This window comes from Brevundimonas sp. TWP2-1 (assembly GCF_049897645.1).
Lineage (GTDB): Bacteria > Pseudomonadota > Alphaproteobacteria > Caulobacterales > Caulobacteraceae > Brevundimonas.
Genome location: NZ_JAFCWR010000002.1, coordinates 972412 through 987694, shown reverse-complemented (window position 1 = coordinate 987694; position 15283 = coordinate 972412). Strand labels below are relative to the sequence as shown.

General features: G+C 68.7%; 15 protein-coding genes. 12 read left to right on the top strand and 3 right to left on the bottom strand.

The genetic code is table 11. The features are described 5' to 3' along the window. The first annotated feature begins 71 nt into the window (after positions 1-71). Positions 72-1163, top strand: coding sequence for a cell division protein ZapE (zapE, locus tag ACP7BH_RS15235; protein ID WP_425986592.1), 1092 nt, complete (start codon positions 72-74; stop codon positions 1161-1163). A 34-nt stretch (positions 1164-1197) separates the two neighbouring features. Further along, the gene (locus ACP7BH_RS15230; protein WP_425986590.1) at positions 1198-1695 is read left to right on the top strand and encodes a YbjN domain-containing protein; all 498 of its coding nucleotides are present in this window, start codon (positions 1198-1200) and stop codon (positions 1693-1695) included. A 211-nt stretch (positions 1696-1906) separates the two neighbouring features. On the opposite strand, the gene mdh is transcribed toward ACP7BH_RS15230, so the two are convergent. Continuing rightward, positions 1907-2869, bottom strand: a complete 963-nt coding sequence (gene mdh / locus ACP7BH_RS15225) for a malate dehydrogenase (RefSeq protein ID WP_425986588.1) — start codon at positions 2867-2869, stop codon at positions 1907-1909. 138 nt (positions 2870-3007) lie between these two features. Between mdh and ACP7BH_RS15220 the strand changes: the two genes are divergently transcribed. Continuing rightward, complete coding sequence (locus ACP7BH_RS15220) at positions 3008-3913, top strand: SIMPL domain-containing protein (protein WP_425986586.1); 906 nt, start codon at positions 3008-3010, stop codon at positions 3911-3913. A gap of 2 nt (positions 3914-3915) precedes the next feature. Continuing rightward, a complete protein-coding gene (locus ACP7BH_RS15215; RefSeq protein ID WP_425986584.1) occupies positions 3916-4329 on the top strand; it encodes an HIT domain-containing protein in 414 nt (137 codons plus the stop codon). Positions 4330-4508: 179 nt separating this feature from the next. Here ACP7BH_RS15215 and ACP7BH_RS15210 read toward each other — a convergent pair whose 3' ends face one another. Beyond that, positions 4509-5345 (bottom strand): aldo/keto reductase, encoded by an 837-nt coding sequence (locus ACP7BH_RS15210; RefSeq protein ID WP_372693276.1) that lies wholly within the window; start codon positions 5343-5345, stop codon positions 4509-4511. A 49-nt stretch (positions 5346-5394) separates the two neighbouring features. Between ACP7BH_RS15210 and ACP7BH_RS15205 the strand changes: the two genes are divergently transcribed. Then, entirely contained in the window at positions 5395-6366 is a 972-nt protein-coding gene (locus ACP7BH_RS15205; RefSeq protein ID WP_425986582.1) for an alpha/beta fold hydrolase, read from the top strand. Here ACP7BH_RS15205 and ACP7BH_RS15200 read toward each other — a convergent pair. Continuing rightward, positions 6363-7367: an LLM class flavin-dependent oxidoreductase gene (locus ACP7BH_RS15200; RefSeq protein WP_425986580.1), complete on the bottom strand. Its 1005-nt coding sequence runs from the start codon at positions 7365-7367 to the stop codon at positions 6363-6365. The two genes, ACP7BH_RS15205 and ACP7BH_RS15200, sit on opposite strands and share 4 nt — an antisense overlap. Before the next feature lie 105 nt (positions 7368-7472). Between ACP7BH_RS15200 and ACP7BH_RS15195 the strand changes: the two genes are divergently transcribed. The 7 genes from ACP7BH_RS15195 to recA all read left to right on the top strand — a co-directional run bounded on the left by ACP7BH_RS15195 (position 7473) and on the right by recA (position 14973). Then, the gene (locus tag ACP7BH_RS15195; protein WP_135194032.1) at positions 7473-7742 is read left to right on the top strand and encodes a ribonuclease; all 270 of its coding nucleotides are present in this window, start codon (positions 7473-7475) and stop codon (positions 7740-7742) included. 76 nt (positions 7743-7818) lie between these two features. Next, on the top strand, positions 7819-8322 hold the full coding sequence (locus tag ACP7BH_RS15190) for a hypothetical protein (protein ID WP_425986578.1): 504 nt from the start codon (positions 7819-7821) through the stop codon (positions 8320-8322). After that, positions 8319-9116, top strand: coding sequence for a phosphatase PAP2 family protein (locus tag ACP7BH_RS15185; protein ID WP_425986576.1), 798 nt, complete (start codon positions 8319-8321; stop codon positions 9114-9116). The genes ACP7BH_RS15190 and ACP7BH_RS15185 overlap by 4 nt, the downstream gene beginning before the upstream one ends. Position 9117: 1 nt before the next feature. Next, a complete protein-coding gene (locus ACP7BH_RS15180) occupies positions 9118-10071 on the top strand; it encodes a right-handed parallel beta-helix repeat-containing protein (RefSeq protein ID WP_425986574.1) in 954 nt (317 codons plus the stop codon). Between the two features lie 74 nt (positions 10072-10145). Next, a complete protein-coding gene (locus ACP7BH_RS15175; RefSeq protein ID WP_425986572.1) occupies positions 10146-11999 on the top strand; it encodes a M20/M25/M40 family metallo-hydrolase in 1854 nt (617 codons plus the stop codon). 81 nt (positions 12000-12080) lie between these two features. Further along, positions 12081-13721, top strand: coding sequence for an MHYT domain-containing protein (locus tag ACP7BH_RS15170; RefSeq protein WP_425986569.1), 1641 nt, complete (start codon positions 12081-12083; stop codon positions 13719-13721). Between the two features lie 169 nt (positions 13722-13890). Further along, positions 13891-14973, top strand: a complete 1083-nt coding sequence (gene recA, locus ACP7BH_RS15165) for a recombinase RecA (protein WP_425986566.1) — start codon at positions 13891-13893, stop codon at positions 14971-14973. Positions 14974-15283: the final 310 nt, after the last annotated feature.

Here is a 15283-nt window from a genome sequence, read left to right as displayed (position 1 = left end):
GGGACTGCAATTAGGCCTTCGCAGCCGCGAAGCAATCGCTTTTCGGTTCGGGGGACTTTAAGCAGGGCCGCATGACCTCCCGCATCCGCAACGCCTACGATATCCGCGTGGAAGAGGGCGTGCTGACGCCCGATCCGGCGCAAAGCGCTGTGATCGCGGCGCTGGAGCGGCTGGAGGTCGATCTGGCCAAGCGCGGCCTGTTCGGCAAGGCGCCGGAGGTGCGGGGGATCTACCTCTACGGGCCGCCGGGACGCGGCAAGTCCATGCTGATGGACCTGTTCTATTCGGCGACGCCCGAGCCGCGAAAGACCCGCGCCCACTTCCACGCCTTCATGGCCCGCATCCACGACCTAGTGAAACAGTGGCGCGAGGGGGATGCGAGGACGCGCAAGGCCGTGTTCGGGACGCATAAGGGCGACGATCCCATTCCGCCGATCGCCAGGCTGATCGCGTCGGAAGCCCGGCTGCTGTGTTTCGACGAACTGCAGGTGACGGACATCGCCGACGCCATGATCCTGGGCCGGCTGTTCGAGGCCCTGTTCGAGGACAAGGTGGTGCTGGCCATCACCTCGAACCGGGCGCCGGAGGACCTGTACAAGAACGGCATCAATCGCCAGTTGTTCGTCCCCTTCATCGACATCATCCGCGAGCGTTGCGCGGTGGTGGAGATGGCCGGGGCGCGCGACTGGCGGCTGGACCGGATGACCTCGGCCCAGATGTGGCACACGCCGGACGACCGCGCAGGGTTCGATGATCTGTGGCGCGAGCTGAAGGGCGGGGAGCCCGAGGAGCCGGCGCACCTGGCCGTGCTGGGCCGCGACGTGGTGGTGGAGCGCACCGTCGGCTCGATGGCGCGGGCGACGTTCGCGGAGCTGTGCGGCAAGCCGTTGGGACCGCAGGACTATCTGGCCATCGCCCAGCGGTTCCACACCCTGTTCCTGGAGGACGTGCCGATCCTGAGCTCGGCCAACCACCACGAGGCGCGGCGTCTGGTGACGCTGGTGGACGCGCTCTACGAGGCCAAGACCAAGCTGATCGTGCTGGCGGCGGCCAAGCCCGAGGCCCTTTATACCGAGGGTGTGGGGGCCTTCGAGTTCGAGCGCACGGTGTCGCGCTTCAACGAAATGCAGAGCAAGGACTGGCTGGCGCACGTGCGCGACTGACGGCTAGGGTGGGGGCTGACCTTCGGAGTGTTCCATGCACCGCCTCGCTCTCGCCGCCGCCCTTGTTGTGACTGTATCGCCCATGACGGCGGGAGCGGCGTTCGCCCAGACGGCGCCGGCGACGGCCAGTCGCGGTCTGACGCCGGCCGAGGTCGGGGCGTGGATCACCGGTCTGGGCGGTCGCGTCGGGCCGGTGCAGACCGAGAACGGCCTGACCTTCTTCACCGTGACCAATGCGGGCCTGACCTGGGCGGTCTTCTTCTACGGCTGCGAGGCGGGCGTCTGCGGCGAGGTTCAGTTCAGCGCCGTCGTGCCGGGCGCCGGCGCGACGCTGGACAAGGTCAACGCCTGGAACCGCGACAACCGCTATCTGAAGGCCTTCCACACCTCAGCCGAAACCCCGACGGCGACGGTGCAGTATGATGTTGTCGTGCTGTCGGGCGGGGGCGTGGCGCAACTGGCGGACCCGCTGGCGGTCTGGCTGCAACTGCTGCCCAAGTTCGCGGGCGAGATGGGGTATGTGGCGCCGTAATGACGTCCCTCTCCCGGTGGAAGAGGGCTTGAGCACACGGCGGCGATAGCCGTCGTCCTTGCGCGAAAGGGTGAGGGTCGGGTTGTGCGTGTTGGCCCACCGGCCGACCCTCATCCGGCCCTGCGGGCCACCTTCTCCCAATGGGAGAAGGGAAAAGAAAAAAGGGCCGCGGATTGCTCCGCGGCCCTTCGTCATTCGATTGACGCGTGGCTTACGCCAGCGAGGCGTCGATATCCTTGCAGGCCTGGAGCAGGCCCTGGACCGAGGCGACGGACTTTTCGAACATCGCCTTTTCTTCGTCGTTGGTGGTGAACTCGATCACCTTCTCGACGCCGTTCGCGCCGATCAGGGCCGGGACGCCGACGTAGAGGTCGGACAGGCCGTATTCGCCCGACAGCCAGACGGCGCAGGGCAGGACGCGCTTCTGGTCAAGCAAGTACGACTTGGCCATGGCGATGGCCGATTCAGCGGGCGCATAGAAGGCCGAGCCGGTCTTCAGCAGGGCCACGATCTCGCCGCCGCCCTTGCGGGTGCGGTCGACGATGGCGTCCAGATCGGCTTGCGACAGCAGGCCGGCGGCGACGGCGTCGGGCAGGGGCAGGCCGCCGACGGTCGAGTGACGCACCATCGGCACCATGTCGTCGCCGTGACCGCCCAAGGTCCAGGCGTGGATGTCCTGCACCGAGACGCTGGTCTTTTCAGCCAGGAAATAGGCGAAGCGCGCCGAGTCGAGCACGCCGGCCATGCCGACGACCTTCTCCTTGGGCAGACCCGAGAACTTCTGCAGGGCCCAGACCATGGCGTCGAGCGGGTTGGTGATGCAGATGACGAAGGCGTTGGGGGCGTGGGCCTTGATGCCCTCGCCGACGGCCTTCATGACCTTCAGGTTGATGCCGATCAGGTCGTCGCGGCTCATGCCCGGCTTGCGCGGCACGCCGGCGGTGACGATGCAGACGTCGACGCCCGCGATGTCGGCGTAGTCGTTCGCGCCCTTCAGGGCCACGTCCGAGCCGAAGACGGCGGTGGCCTCGGCGATGTCCAGCGCCTTGCCCTGGGGGGTGCCTTCAGCGATGTCGAACAGGATCACGTCGCCCAGGGCTTCGCGCGCGGCCACGTGGGCCAGGGTTCCGCCGATCATGCCGGCGCCGATAAGGGCGATCTTCGCGCGAGCCATGGATGTCTCCGTTATTGCGTATGCGAAATGGGGATTAATCGTGCGGGCGGTCTAGACCCCTCTCGCGACTGTCGCAAGAACCTCGCTTTACGGCCTTGGTCGGGGCTGCGAAAGTTCGGCCCCAACCGGAGGATTTCGATGCGCCCTTCTCTCGCTCTCGCCCTGCTGCTGGGCGCTGCGCCCGTCGTCGCTTCTGCGCCGGCCATGGCCCAGACGCCGCCCGCCACCATCGGCGACCGCTATATCCCCGCGCCCTGGTGGATGCGCGATCCGGTGATCGCCTCGGTCGGCCAGGTGCGTGTCGAGATCCAGGCCAACCGCGCCTTCGTCTCCGCCAGCTTCCAGTCGGTGGACCGCAGCGTCGCCGATGCGTCACGCGCCGCCGCCGATCAGGTGCGGGCGCTGAGCCAGTCGCTGTCGGCTTATGGTGCGGACAAGGTGCGGGTCGAGACCAGCGTCACCACCCGGCCCCTGTACGACCAGTACCGCGACGAGAACGGGGTGATGCGCGACAACACCCGCGCCGACCGCGTGGCCCGGTATCAGGCCGACGCCTCGGTCAGCGTGACGGTGCGCGACGTGCGCCTGATCGAGCGGGTCTATGCGACGATCGTGGCCTCGCGCCCGACTTCGATCGGTCAGGTGAACTTCAACCTGGAGCCGGAGAACAGCTGGAAGGCCAATCTGCAGGCCGAGGCGATGAAGGATGCGCGCCGCCGGGCCGACGCGGCTGCGACCAACGCCGGCGCGACCCTGGGGCGGGTCAAGATCATCGATCCGTCGGGACGGGTGTGCCAGACGGACGTGCTGGCCGGCTGGCCGTCCTACGCCGCCGGCGGACAGGCGACGACGGTGGACGACATCGTGGTGACCGGATCGCGGGTGAGGGCGGAGGCGAGCTTCGCGCCTCCTCCTCCGCCGCCGGCGCCGATGGCCGGCGGGGCAGGCCCCAGCGAGGCGGACATAGAGGCGGCGCGGCTGGCGCTGCAACCGCCGTTGCAGACCCTGACCGACAGCGCCTGCGTCATCTACGGGCTGAACTGAGGATGGGGTTTGAGGTTGCGCCGGCCTTCAAAGCCGGGTCGGTCGCCGCGGCCGAATGGCCGCTGTGCCATGTGCGGCTCCAGGACGATGCGCGGTTCCCCTGGCTGATCCTGATCCCGCGCGTCGAGGGGGCAGTGGAGCTTGAGGATTTGAGCGTCGAGCAGCGGGCGATGCTGATGGAGGAGACGGTGCGGGCCGGGGCGCTGGTTCGGCGGCTGGGACGGGTGGAGAAGCTGAACGTCGGCGCCATCGGCAATGTGACGGCGCAACTGCATGTCCATGTGGTCGGGCGGAGGCGCGACGACGGCCTTTGGCCCGATCCGGTGTGGGGGCGAGGAGTGGTTGTTCCGTATGCGGATGAAGAGCGGGTGCGACTGCTGGGAGTGATCGCTGATGACGAGGTTTCGGGTCTCTAGGACCAAAAATCCTCTTTTATCTCAAATCCGTCACCCTCGGGCTTGTCCCGAGCGCCCACGGTAAGGCAAGCGCGGCCGCAAGACGCTGCAAGTGGTGACCTGAACGTCCGACTGCCAAGCCTGAACCTGCGGTGGGCCCTCGGGACAAGCCCGAGGGTGACGAGATAAAGCTTTGGAACTCAGATAATATCCAGCGGCACCGCATGGTTCGGCGCCCGGAAGGCCTCGTCCAGGCGTTCCAGATCTTCCAGATCGAACTGGATTTCCAGGGCGTCGGCGTTGGCCTCGACGTGTTCGACGGAGCTGGCCTTGGGAATGGCGATGACGCCGTCGTGGCGCAGGACGGCGGCGAGGGCGACCTGGGCGGGGCTGGCCGAGTGGCGGTTGGCGATGTCGCGGATCAGAGGCTGTTCCAGCAGTTCGCCGCGTCCCAGGGGCGAATAGGCCATCATCGGCATGTCGCGCGCCTGCATCCAGGGCAGGAGGTCGAACTCCACCCCGCGCGAGGCCAGATTGTAGAGCAGCTGGTTGGCGGCGCAGTCCTCGCCCCCCTCGATCTCCATCAGCTGCTCCATGGCCCGCAGGTCCAGGTTGGACACACCCCAGCGGGCGATCATCCCCTCGTCGACCAGGTCGCGGAAGGCCTCGACGGTCTCTTCCAGCGGGACGTTGCCTTCCCAATGCAGCAGATAGAGATCCAGCCGCTCGACGCCGAGCCGTTCCAGCGACTTCTCGCAGGCCAGCATCATCTTCATCTCCGAGGCGTTCTCGGGCCGGACCTTGGAGACCAGGAAGACCTCGTCGCGGCGGTCGGCGATGACCTCGCCCACCAGTCGCTCGGAGCGGCCGTCGCCATACAGTTCAGCCGTGTCGATCAGGGTCATGCCCAGGTCGATGCCGCGGGCCAGGGCCTGCTGCTCCTCGTCGCGCCAGGCCGGGTCGTCGCCCAGCTCCCAGGTGCCTTGGCCGAGGGCGGGAACGGTCGTACCGTCCGCAAAGGTGACGAGGCGGGTCATGTCCGTCCTGACGAAACTAGAAGCGGCGAAGACCGCGAAGGAGGGTGGAATGCGAACGCGGCTTATCAAGACCGACGGCCTGGTCCAACAGGTTCTGGACGCCGGGTTCGAGGACCAGAACGCGCCGCTGGTCCTGCTGATCCACGGCTTTCCCGAACTGGGGGTCAGCTGGCGGGCCCAGGTCGAGGCCTTGTCCCAGGCAGGATACCACGTCGCAGCCCCGGACATGAGGGGTTATGGCGGGACCGAGAAACCGGCGGGGGGGGAGGCCTATTCCATCCTGCATCCGGTCGGGGACATGGTCGATCTGGTCCGCGCCCTGGGCAAGCCGTCCTGCATTGTCGTGGGGCATGACTGGGGCGCGCCGGTGGCCTGGCATTGCGCCCTGTTGAGGCCCGACCTGTTCACGGCCGTGGCGGGCCTGTCGGTGCCGTTCCAGCCGCGCCGTCCCAAGGGTCCGCCCACGGCCGCCATGGCGGCGATCTCGAAACGGGCGGGGGTGGGCGACCTCTACATCAGCCGGTTCCAGGCGCCGGATGCGCACCTCTCGCTGGACGCCGATCCGGCGACGGCCTTGAGGAAGCTGTTCTACGCCTATGACGGGGCGACCCCGGCGGATCGGCGCTCCACTGGCTTCATGCCGCAAGGCTTGGATTTGCTCGACACCATCGACGACGCGGCGACCCTGCCGCCGTGGATGAGCGCGGATCATTTCGACGAATACGTGCAGGCCTTCTCGGCCGGCGGGTTCGACGCGCCGCTGAACTGGTATCGCGCGATGGACTTGAACTGGTCGCTGACGGCCTTCGTGCAGGAGCAGAAGATCACCCCGCCCGCCCTGTTCGTCGTCGGTGAGGACGATCCCGTGCGCCACTACGCCGGAGGCCATGAGGCGGGGCTGAAGGACTGGGCGCCGGCGCTCACCCGTCAGGTGGTCGTGCCGGGGGCGGGGCACTGGATCCAGCAGGAGCGGCCCGCAGAGGTGAACGCGCTGCTGCTGGAGTTTCTGGCCGGGCTTTAGGCCGCGTCCGCCATCGCCATCTGTTCGCGCACCTCGGCGACGATTTCCAGGCTGTGGATGCGGGCGGCGTTGTCGAACATCATGCCGGTGACCATCAGCTCGTCCACGCCGGTCAGGGCGATGAAGTCGGAGAGCTGTCGCTTGACCGTCTCCGGCCCGCCGACGGCGGAATAGAGCAGGCGACCCTTTGCGCCTTCGATCTGTTGCGGCGTCAGGACCGCAGCGATGTCGTCGACGGGCGGGGGCAGTTTGCCGGGCTTGCCGGTCGAGAGGCGGGCGAAGCTTTGCTGCATGGAGGTGGACAGGCGCACGCCCTCGGCGTCGGTGTCGGCGGCGAAGACGTTGATAGCGGCCATGGCGTGGGGCTTGGCCAGGCGGTCAGACGGGGTAAAGCTGCGGCGATAAAGGGCCAAGGCCTCCAGCAGCAGTTCGGGTGCGAAATGGCTGGCGAAGGCGTAGGGCAGGCCCAGCTGACCGGCCAGCTGGGCGCTGAACAGGCTGGAGCCCAGCAGCCAGACGGGTACCCGCAGCCCGGCGCCGGGCACGGCGCGGACCGGCTGGTTCTCGGACGCCGGTTCGAACCACTGGATCAGTTCGACCACGTCGCGCGGGAACTGGTCGGCGCCTTCGAAATAGCGACGCAGCGCACGGGCGGTGGCGCCGTCCGTGCCGGGCGCGCGGCCCAGGCCGACGTCGATGCGGCCGGGAAACAGGGTCTCCAGCGTGCCGAACTGTTCGGCGACCACCAGAGGCGCATGATTGGGCAGCATGACGCCGCCGGAGCCGACGCGGATACGCTGAGTCCCCGCCGCCACATGGCCGATGACGATGGAGGTCGCGGCGCTGGCGATGCCGGGCATGTTGTGGTGCTCGGCCAGCCAGAACCGCTGGTAGCCGAGGCGGTCGGCGGCCTGGGCCAGGGCCAAGGTTTCGTCCAGGCCGCGGCGGGCGTCGCCGCCTTCGACGATGGGGGAGAGGTCGAGAACTGAGAACGGGATCATGACGCCTAGATCGGGGCTGTCCGCTGGGGTTCAAGGGCGCGGGGGCGGAACCGCAACCGGGTCGGGCGCTTTAAGACTCAAATCCTCACTACGGAGACCTGCGCCATGACGGACATCGATCCCAACAAGCCGGAAGTGGATTGCGACGACGCAAGAGAGGCCGCCGACATGGGCGAAAAGCCGGATCTGGGGCACAAGGCGGACACGTTGATCGACGCCTTGGACGGCAGCGATTCGGGATCAGACACGCGCGCAGGATCGCTGCGGGGCGGATCTGCCTCGGGATCGGACGACGATCCTGATTCACGCGAGATCAACGACGCCCTGGCGGAAGAGGGACGTGAGTCCGCCGATGCGGCCGAGCGCGGCGACTGACGACGGCGCCTTGCTGCCGCCGCACGCATGCGCCACGGTGGCGCTTCGACCAAAATAGGTCAGGGACGATCTCTCGATGACGCTTCGTAGGGCGGCAGCCGCCGCCGTGGTTCTGTTCTGTATCGCCGGATGCGACCGCACGGCCAAGCCGGCCGATGCGAAACAGGCGCCCGATGCGGCCGCGCCTGCGGTGGTCGCAGAGACGCCGACGCCTGACCCTGTCGCGCCGTTCGACGACGCGACCGTCGCGGGCGCGCCTGCGGTCGATGGTGCGCCGGCATTCGCCGCGATTTATCCGGGCGGCCAGGTCGAGGGACAGCCGCTGCTGGCCGGCGGCGAATCGGGTGCCGGCGGTCTGGTCACCTTCACCACCGACGCCTCGCCCGATCAGGTCGTGGCCTTCTATCGCGAGCGGGCGGAGGCGGCGGGGCTGCGATCCGTCACCGGTATGAACCAGGGCGAGGCGCGGGCCTATGGCGCGGCCGGCGACCAGGCGAACGGGCCGTCGCTCCAGGTCGTGGCGGCGCCCACGGATGCGGGCGCGACCTCGGTCCAGCTGGGGTGGAGCGCCGGGCAGTGAGGCCGGTCGCCGCCCTGGGCGCGGCGACGGCGATCCTGCTGGTCGTCGGTTGCGCCGGCGCCCCGAAAACGGTCGTGACGACGCCGAGCGAGGGATTTCTGGCCGACGGCGCGATCGCGCGGCTGGCCGAAGCGGTCCCACCGCCGCCTGCGGTTGGGTCGATCCAGGACCTGGCGGACAAGGCGGCCTCCGCGCGCTATGTCGCGCTGGAAGACAGTGATCGCTGGCTGCTGGCGACCTCGCATGCGGAGCTGCGTCCGCCCCTGGCCCTGCAGCATTTCGACTGCGCCCTGGGCGTGCGGCTGGGGTCGGCCGAGACGCCGGCGCTGGATCGGCTGATGGCGCGCGTGTTTCACGACGCGAACAGTGTGGCGGAACGGGTCAAGGCGCGACAAGCGCGGCCCCGACCGGTCGGCGACGATCCTCGACGGCGCGCCTGTCAGGTCGTGAACGCCGCCACCCGACAAGGCGCCTCCTATCCGTCGGGCAGCGCCGCCGTGGGCGTGGCCTATGGCGAGGCCTTCGCCGCGCTGGAGCCGGATCGGGCCGAGGCCGTGCGGCGGATCAGCCATCAGATCGGCGTCAGCCGCCTGATCTGCGCCATGCATTATCCGACCGACGTGGCTGTGGGCGAAGAGATCGGCCGGGCCGTCGTCGTCGAGGTCGTGCAGACACCCGCCTTCAAAGCGGATGTCGCGGCGGCGCGAGCGGAACTGGAGGCCGCGCGTCGCAGCGGCCTGACCAACCCTGGCTGCGCGGCCGAACGCGCGGCCCTGGCGACCGTTCTGCCCTGACATGGCGCTGTGGCTCGCCTTGGCCGCCTTGGTGTTTCAGGCGCCGCCCGCCGACCGGCCCTGCACGGCGCAGGAACTGCGCGACCTGACCACGCCGTCGGATCAGCCCTATCGTCTCAGGTGCCGGGCCCAACTGTCGGGCGTCGATATCCGCCGCCGCGTCCTGATCGAGGGCGCCGAGGCGTCGGGCGCGTCGCTGGACTGCGGGGGGGGCGCTGTTCGCGCGCCGGGCCAGGCGACGACCTCTGCCCCGACCGTGGCCGTCTGGTCCCGGCGTGACGGAGAGGCGTGGTCGCGGCCGGTCGATGTCACGGTGCGCAACTGCACAGTCGTCGGCAATGTGCGGATCTGGGGCATGGGGGCGGGCGGGTCGATGCGCGACCTGCTGGCGTCGTCGCGCACCGCCGGCCATACGCAGGCGGCCCAGTCTGCGGCACCCATCCGGGTCACCCTGGACCGGGTGCGGTTCGAGGGGGCGGGGACCATTCCCCTCTACGTCGGGCCGGGCGTGACGCGCACGACGGTGACGCGTTCGACCTTTTCTGGCCGTTCGACCTCGACCGCCGTCTATCTGGACGCCGAGAGCGCGGGCGCCCTGATTCAGGACAACGACTTCGACATCCGCACAGGGCGCGAGCAGATCGCCGTGGATGGATCGGGCGCCAACCGCATCGTCGGCAACCAGTTGGCCCTGGGCGGAAAGGGCGGGGTGTTCCTGTACCGAAACTGCGGCGAGGACGGGGTCATCCGGCACCAGACGCCGTCCTATAATCAGATCACGGACAATGTCTTCACCGGCGCCGGCTGGCTGCGTCCGCGCGCGGTGGTGATCGGCTCGCGCGAGGGCGGAAGGCGCTATTGTGGGGACGACCGGGGGTGGCCCTTCGGCTCCAGCGCGAACGACAGCGATGGCGCCGCGGGCAACGTGACGGCGCGCAATATCGTCCGGCGGTGAGGCCTTTGGGCCGCACTTGCGCAAAGCGGTCGTTCAAGGCTGACTGACCGCCTGATCGATCGGGGGATTTGAGTATGCGGCTGGTCCTGTTTCTCGCGCCCTTGGCCGCCGCCCTGGGGCTGGCCGTTTTCGCCAGCCAGACGCCCGCGCCCCTGCCGGCCTCGACCCCCGCCGTCGGCTTTTCCGCCGAGAGGGCCATGGTCGATGTGCGCCGCATCGCCCGCGCGCCCCATCCCGTCGGATCGGCCGAACATCAGCAGGTCCAGGCCTATCTGGTCCAGCGGCTGGCCGACCTGGGGCTGCAGCCCAGCCTGCAATCCGGCGCCCTGTCGCCGGCCGCTGTGGCGCGGATCGAGAAGGACGGCGGCGACGCCGGCGCGCTGAGAGCCGTCAATATCGTCGGGGTTTTGCCGGGGCGAGACCCCGGCCTGCCCGCCGTCGCCCTGATGGCCCATTACGACAGCGTGCCGAACTCGCCGGGGGCCGCCGACGATGCGAGCGGCGTCGCGGCGATCCTGGAGGCGGTCCGGGCGATCAAGGCGCGGGGCGGGGCGGATAGGACGCTGATCGTCCTGCTGACCGATGCGGAGGAGCTGAACCTGGACGGGGCGCGGGCCTTCTTCAGCGAGCATCCGTTGCGCGACCGCATCGGGGCGGTGATCAATCTGGAAGCGCGGGGCGGCGGCGGTCGCGCCATGATGTTTGAGACCGGCCCCGGCAACGCCGAGACCATCGTCCGCTACGCTCAGGCGACGCGCAAGGCGACCGGCGGCCCGTCCAGCAACGCCCTGGCGATCTTCATCTATCGGCTGATGCCCAACGGCACGGATTTCACCGTGGCGGCGGGGCGCGAACTGTCGGGGATCAACCTGGCCTTCATCGGCCGCCCGGCCCAGTACCACTCGCCGGCCTCGACGCCCGAGGCGCTGGACCAGGGCAGTCTTCAGCATATCGGGTCGCAGGCCCTGGAAACCGCCGACGCCTTCCTGCGCGCGCCGACCCTGCCCCAGGCGACGCAGAATGCGGTCTATGCCGATGTGTACGGTCTGTTCGTCGTGCGTCACCCCCCGATCGTCGGCTGGATCCTTCTGATCGCCGCCGGGGTTGCGACCGCCTTCGCCGCCTGGGGCGCGCATCATGCGACGGGGCTGAGGGCGATGTCGGTGGTGCGGGGCGCGACGGATGGGGTGTGGCTGCTGGCCAGCGCCGTGGTCGTCGGCCAGGCCGTGCGGGTGCTGGCCGGACCGGTCGGCAGCCGGATCGATTCGGCAGAGACCTACTACACCCTGCTGCGGCGCCTGCCGGTACTGGAGGTCGGTGTGGCGCTGGCGATGCTCGCCCTGGTTCTTGTGGCGGCGGGGGGGCGAGGGCGGATCGGCCGAAGGGTCATAGTCGGGGTGGTCGCCGCAGCTGCGGTGCTTGCGACGGCTCTCGGCGGGTTCAGCCTGCTGATCGTCGGGGCGGCGGTGGTCGCGGCGGGGTTCAGCCTGTGGCCTTCGGACGAGGACCGGACGACCTGGGGCGGCTGGCTGGGCTTGATCGTGCTGGTGCTGATCCTTGGCGGGTTGATCCAGGCCTTGGCTCCAGAGGCGGCCTTCCTCTTCCTCTGGCCCGGCCTGATCGCGGCGCTCGCCGCAGCGATTGCAGCGGTGATCGGGGCCAGGCTGATATCCTGGCGCGCTCTGATCCCGGCGGCGGTCGCGACTGTGGGCGTGGGCGGATGGCTGCTGGTTCAGGGGCATGGCGTGTTTTTGGGCGTCGGCATGGACCTGCCCGGCGCGCTGGGTCTGATCGGCCTGTTGGTGGTGCTGACGGCCCGGCCGCTGGCGCCGACATCGGCAGGCGAGGTGCGGGTGATCGGCGGGCTCGCCTTCGCCGGCCTGCTGCTGGGCTGCGCCGTGGCGCTGGCGGCCCGGTTTATCTCCTGATGCCGCCGTGATTTCCGGGTCGTAGGGGTCATAAATCCGGGTTATGGGTGCGGCTGTTTTTCTTCCGGAGCCCGGGCGCGCTTGCACCACGCATACGTCAATCCGTTCACCGTCCTGTCGCTGGCGGTTGCCATCCTGGGCGCGTGGACGGCTCTGGACCTGTTCAATCGGACCCGCAGCCACCTGGGCGCGGCGCGATTGCGCTGGTTGGGTGTCGCCGCACTCGCTCTGGGCGTCAGCATCTGGTCGATGCATTTCCTCGCCATGCTGGGTTTCCATGTCGAGGAGCCGGTTTCCTATGACGCCGGCCTGACGCTGGTCTCGTTCATGCTGGCGACGGCCGGGACGGCGGCAGCCTTTCTGGCGGCGGGGACGGCAGGGCCCGCAGCATGGCGACTGGCGCCGGCGGCGCTGCTGATGGGCGGCGCGATCATCGCCATGCACTATGTCGGCATGGCCGCGATGCGGATGAATGCGACCCTGACCTATCGGCCGGGGCTGGTCGCCTTGTCGGTGGTCGTCGCCGTGGCCGCCGCCTATGCCGCCCTGATCGCCGCCCGTCAGGAGCGCGACAGGGCCTGGCGCGGCGTCGCCGCCGTCATCCTGGGGTTGGCCATCGTCTCCATGCACCATATCGGCATGGCGGCCCTGACGGTGACCGCCAACGCCGGTGGGGCGCCGGTCGAGGGCGGGGCCTCTCCGGTGGTGCTGGCGGTCGCGGTGACGGCGGGCGCGGTCACCCTTTTGTTTCTCGCCGTCGGCGCCTCCATGGCGGACCAGAGGGCCAACGTCCTGGCCGCCGTGGACGCCGGAGGCGTCGGCTTCTGGGAGGCGACGCTGCCGATGAAGGCGCCGGTCATGTCCCGCAGAGCCAGGGAGATCCTGTCCATCGACCCCGCCGAGCGCCTCGGCCCCAGAGAGATCGGCGACCGCCTGTCTCCCGAGGATCTGCCGCGGCATCGCCAGGCGCTGGAACAGGCCATCGCGGGGACCGGCGAATACGATCAGGAATGGTTCCTGCCGGGGTCCGGCCGGTGGATACATCTGCGCGGGCGGATGATCCGCAGTCGCTCGGGGCGGCCCCTGAAGATGTCCGGCGTGATCACCGACATCACCGACCGCCGAGAAGCCTTCGCCGCCCTGGCCGACAGCGAACGGTTGCAGTGGGTGTTGATCAACGAGCTCAATCACCGGGTCAAGAACACCTTGGCCACGGTGCAGTCGATCGCCCGACAGACCGCCCGGCGGACGCCGGACGTGGCCACCTTCACCACCCTGTTCGAGGCGCGGCTTCTGGCGCTGTCCAACACCCAGAACCTGCTTACGGCCGGCAACTGGGAACGCGTCGATCTGCGCGCCATGCTGGCCCAGGAACTGGCGCCCTATGCCGAGGAGCAGGTGCGCCTGACTGGCCCCGACGTCGATCTGAACGCCCAGCAGACCTTGGGGATGGGGATGGTGTTCCATGAGCTGGCGGTGAACGCCGCCAAATACGGCGCCCTGGCGAATGCGACGGGATGCGTTCGCGTCGATTGGTCGGTGGCGGACCGTCACCTTCTGCTGGATTGGGTCGAAAGCGGCGGACCACAGGTGCAGCCGCCACAGCGGCGGGGCTTCGGCTCGGCCCTGATCGAGTCCACCGTCAACCGATCCCTGGGCGGGTCGTCGGCCATGGCCTATCTGCCCGAAGGCCTCAGCTTCAGCGTCAGGTTGCCATTGTAGCCTGCGTCAAAAACGGACGTGGCCTTTCGATGTTCCTGTTTTGATCGACGAGAACATCTTGTGAACCAGAACAAACCATGCACATAGTCGTCCTCACGAAACGGGGGCGGGTCCAGGCGGGTCTCTCCCAAGCTTAATGACGGGAATCATGGCAAGGGAGACAAAGGCAATGGCTTCACAGGCAGCACTCAAGTTGGTGGGCAAGGACGACGGCGACAAGCAACGCGCCCTGGAGGCGGCGATCGCGCAGATCGATCGCGCCTTCGGCAAGGGGTCGGTGATGAAACTGGGCAAGGGCGGGGTCGCCGACGTGATCCCCTCGGTGTCCACCGGATCGCTGGGTCTGGATATGGCGCTCGGCATCGGCGGCCTGCCGCGCGGGCGGGTGATCGAGGTGTTCGGCCCTGAATCCTCGGGCAAGACGACCCTGGCCCTGCATACGGTGGCCGAGGTTCAGAAGGCCGGCGGCGTCGCCGCCTTCGTGGACGCCGAACACGCGCTGGATCCCGGATACGCCCAGAAGCTGGGCGTCAATCTGGACGATCTGCTGGTGTCGCAGCCCGACACCGGCGAACAGGCGCTTGAGATCGTCGATACGCTTGTGCGCTCCGGCGCGGTGGACATTGTGGTGATCGACTCCGTCGCGGCGCTTACGCCGCGCGCCGAGATCGAGGGCGAGATGGGCGACAGCCTGCCGGGCCTTCAGGCGCGTCTGATGAGCCAGGCGCTGCGCAAGCTGACGGCGTCCATCTCCAAGTCGAACTGCATCGTCCTGTTCATCAACCAGATCCGTCACAAGATCGGCGTCATGTACGGCTCGCCCGAGACGACGACGGGCGGCAATGCGCTGAAGTTCTACGCCTCGGTGCGCCTGGACATCCGCCGCACCGGCGCGATCAAGAACCGCGACGAGGTGGTCGGCAACACCACCCGGGTCAAGGTGGTCAAGAACAAGGTCGCCCCGCCGTTTCGCGAGGTCATCTTCGACATCATGTACGGCGAGGGCATCTCCAAACTGGGCGAGATCATCGACTTGGGCGTCAAGGCCGGGATCATCGAGAAGTCGGGCAGCTGGTTCAGCTATGACTCGACCCGGATCGGTCAGGGCCGCGAGAATGTGCGCGAGTTCCTGAAACAGAACCCCGACATCGCCGCCTCGATCGAGAAGGCGGTGCGGGCTTCGACCAATAAGATCGCCGACGAACTGCTGGGCACGCCCGAGCCGGACGAAGGCCAGGATCTCGAAGGCTGACGCCAAGACAAGAGGCGGAGCGGCCGGGGCGGACCTTGCAGGTTCGCTCCGGCTGAGGCCCGGCCTTTCACCCTACTCCGTCGCCCCAGCGACCCGCCACCGACCCCGCGAAGGGCGGCGGAGCGACCCGCTCGACCTCGTGTCGGGCGGGTCTTTTTCTTTAGCTCTCGTCATCCTCCGGCGAGCGCAGCGAGACCGGGGGACCCAGCGGCGCCGAAGGCGAAATCTCTCCGCCGCGCGATGCGGGAACATAGAGTCCGCGACAGGTTCGCGCTCACGCGCGCCGCTGGGTCCCCCAATCTGCGCCGCG

What these genes read in the sequence shown, in the direction of transcription:
- zapE (WP_425986592.1), top strand. Translation starts at nt 72, where the DNA reads ATGACCTCCCGCATCCGCAACGCCTACGATATCCGCGTGGAAGAGGGC.
- ACP7BH_RS15230 (WP_425986590.1), top strand. Translation starts at nt 1,198, where the DNA reads ATGCACCGCCTCGCTCTCGCCGCCGCCCTTGTTGTGACTGTATCGCCC.
- mdh (WP_425986588.1), bottom strand. Translation starts at nt 2,869, where the DNA reads ATGGCTCGCGCGAAGATCGCCCTTATCGGCGCCGGCATGATCGGCGGA.
- ACP7BH_RS15220 (WP_425986586.1), top strand. Translation starts at nt 3,008, where the DNA reads ATGCGCCCTTCTCTCGCTCTCGCCCTGCTGCTGGGCGCTGCGCCCGTC.
- ACP7BH_RS15215 (WP_425986584.1), top strand. Translation starts at nt 3,916, where the DNA reads ATGGGGTTTGAGGTTGCGCCGGCCTTCAAAGCCGGGTCGGTCGCCGCG.
- ACP7BH_RS15210 (WP_372693276.1), bottom strand. Translation starts at nt 5,345, where the DNA reads ATGACCCGCCTCGTCACCTTTGCGGACGGTACGACCGTTCCCGCCCTC.
- ACP7BH_RS15205 (WP_425986582.1), top strand. Translation starts at nt 5,395, where the DNA reads ATGCGAACGCGGCTTATCAAGACCGACGGCCTGGTCCAACAGGTTCTG.
- ACP7BH_RS15200 (WP_425986580.1), bottom strand. Translation starts at nt 7,367, where the DNA reads ATGATCCCGTTCTCAGTTCTCGACCTCTCCCCCATCGTCGAAGGCGGC.
- ACP7BH_RS15195 (WP_135194032.1), top strand. Translation starts at nt 7,473, where the DNA reads ATGACGGACATCGATCCCAACAAGCCGGAAGTGGATTGCGACGACGCA.
- ACP7BH_RS15190 (WP_425986578.1), top strand. Translation starts at nt 7,819, where the DNA reads ATGACGCTTCGTAGGGCGGCAGCCGCCGCCGTGGTTCTGTTCTGTATC.
- ACP7BH_RS15180 (WP_425986574.1), top strand. Translation starts at nt 9,118, where the DNA reads ATGGCGCTGTGGCTCGCCTTGGCCGCCTTGGTGTTTCAGGCGCCGCCC.
- ACP7BH_RS15175 (WP_425986572.1), top strand. Translation starts at nt 10,146, where the DNA reads ATGCGGCTGGTCCTGTTTCTCGCGCCCTTGGCCGCCGCCCTGGGGCTG.
- recA (WP_425986566.1), top strand. Translation starts at nt 13,891, where the DNA reads ATGGCTTCACAGGCAGCACTCAAGTTGGTGGGCAAGGACGACGGCGAC.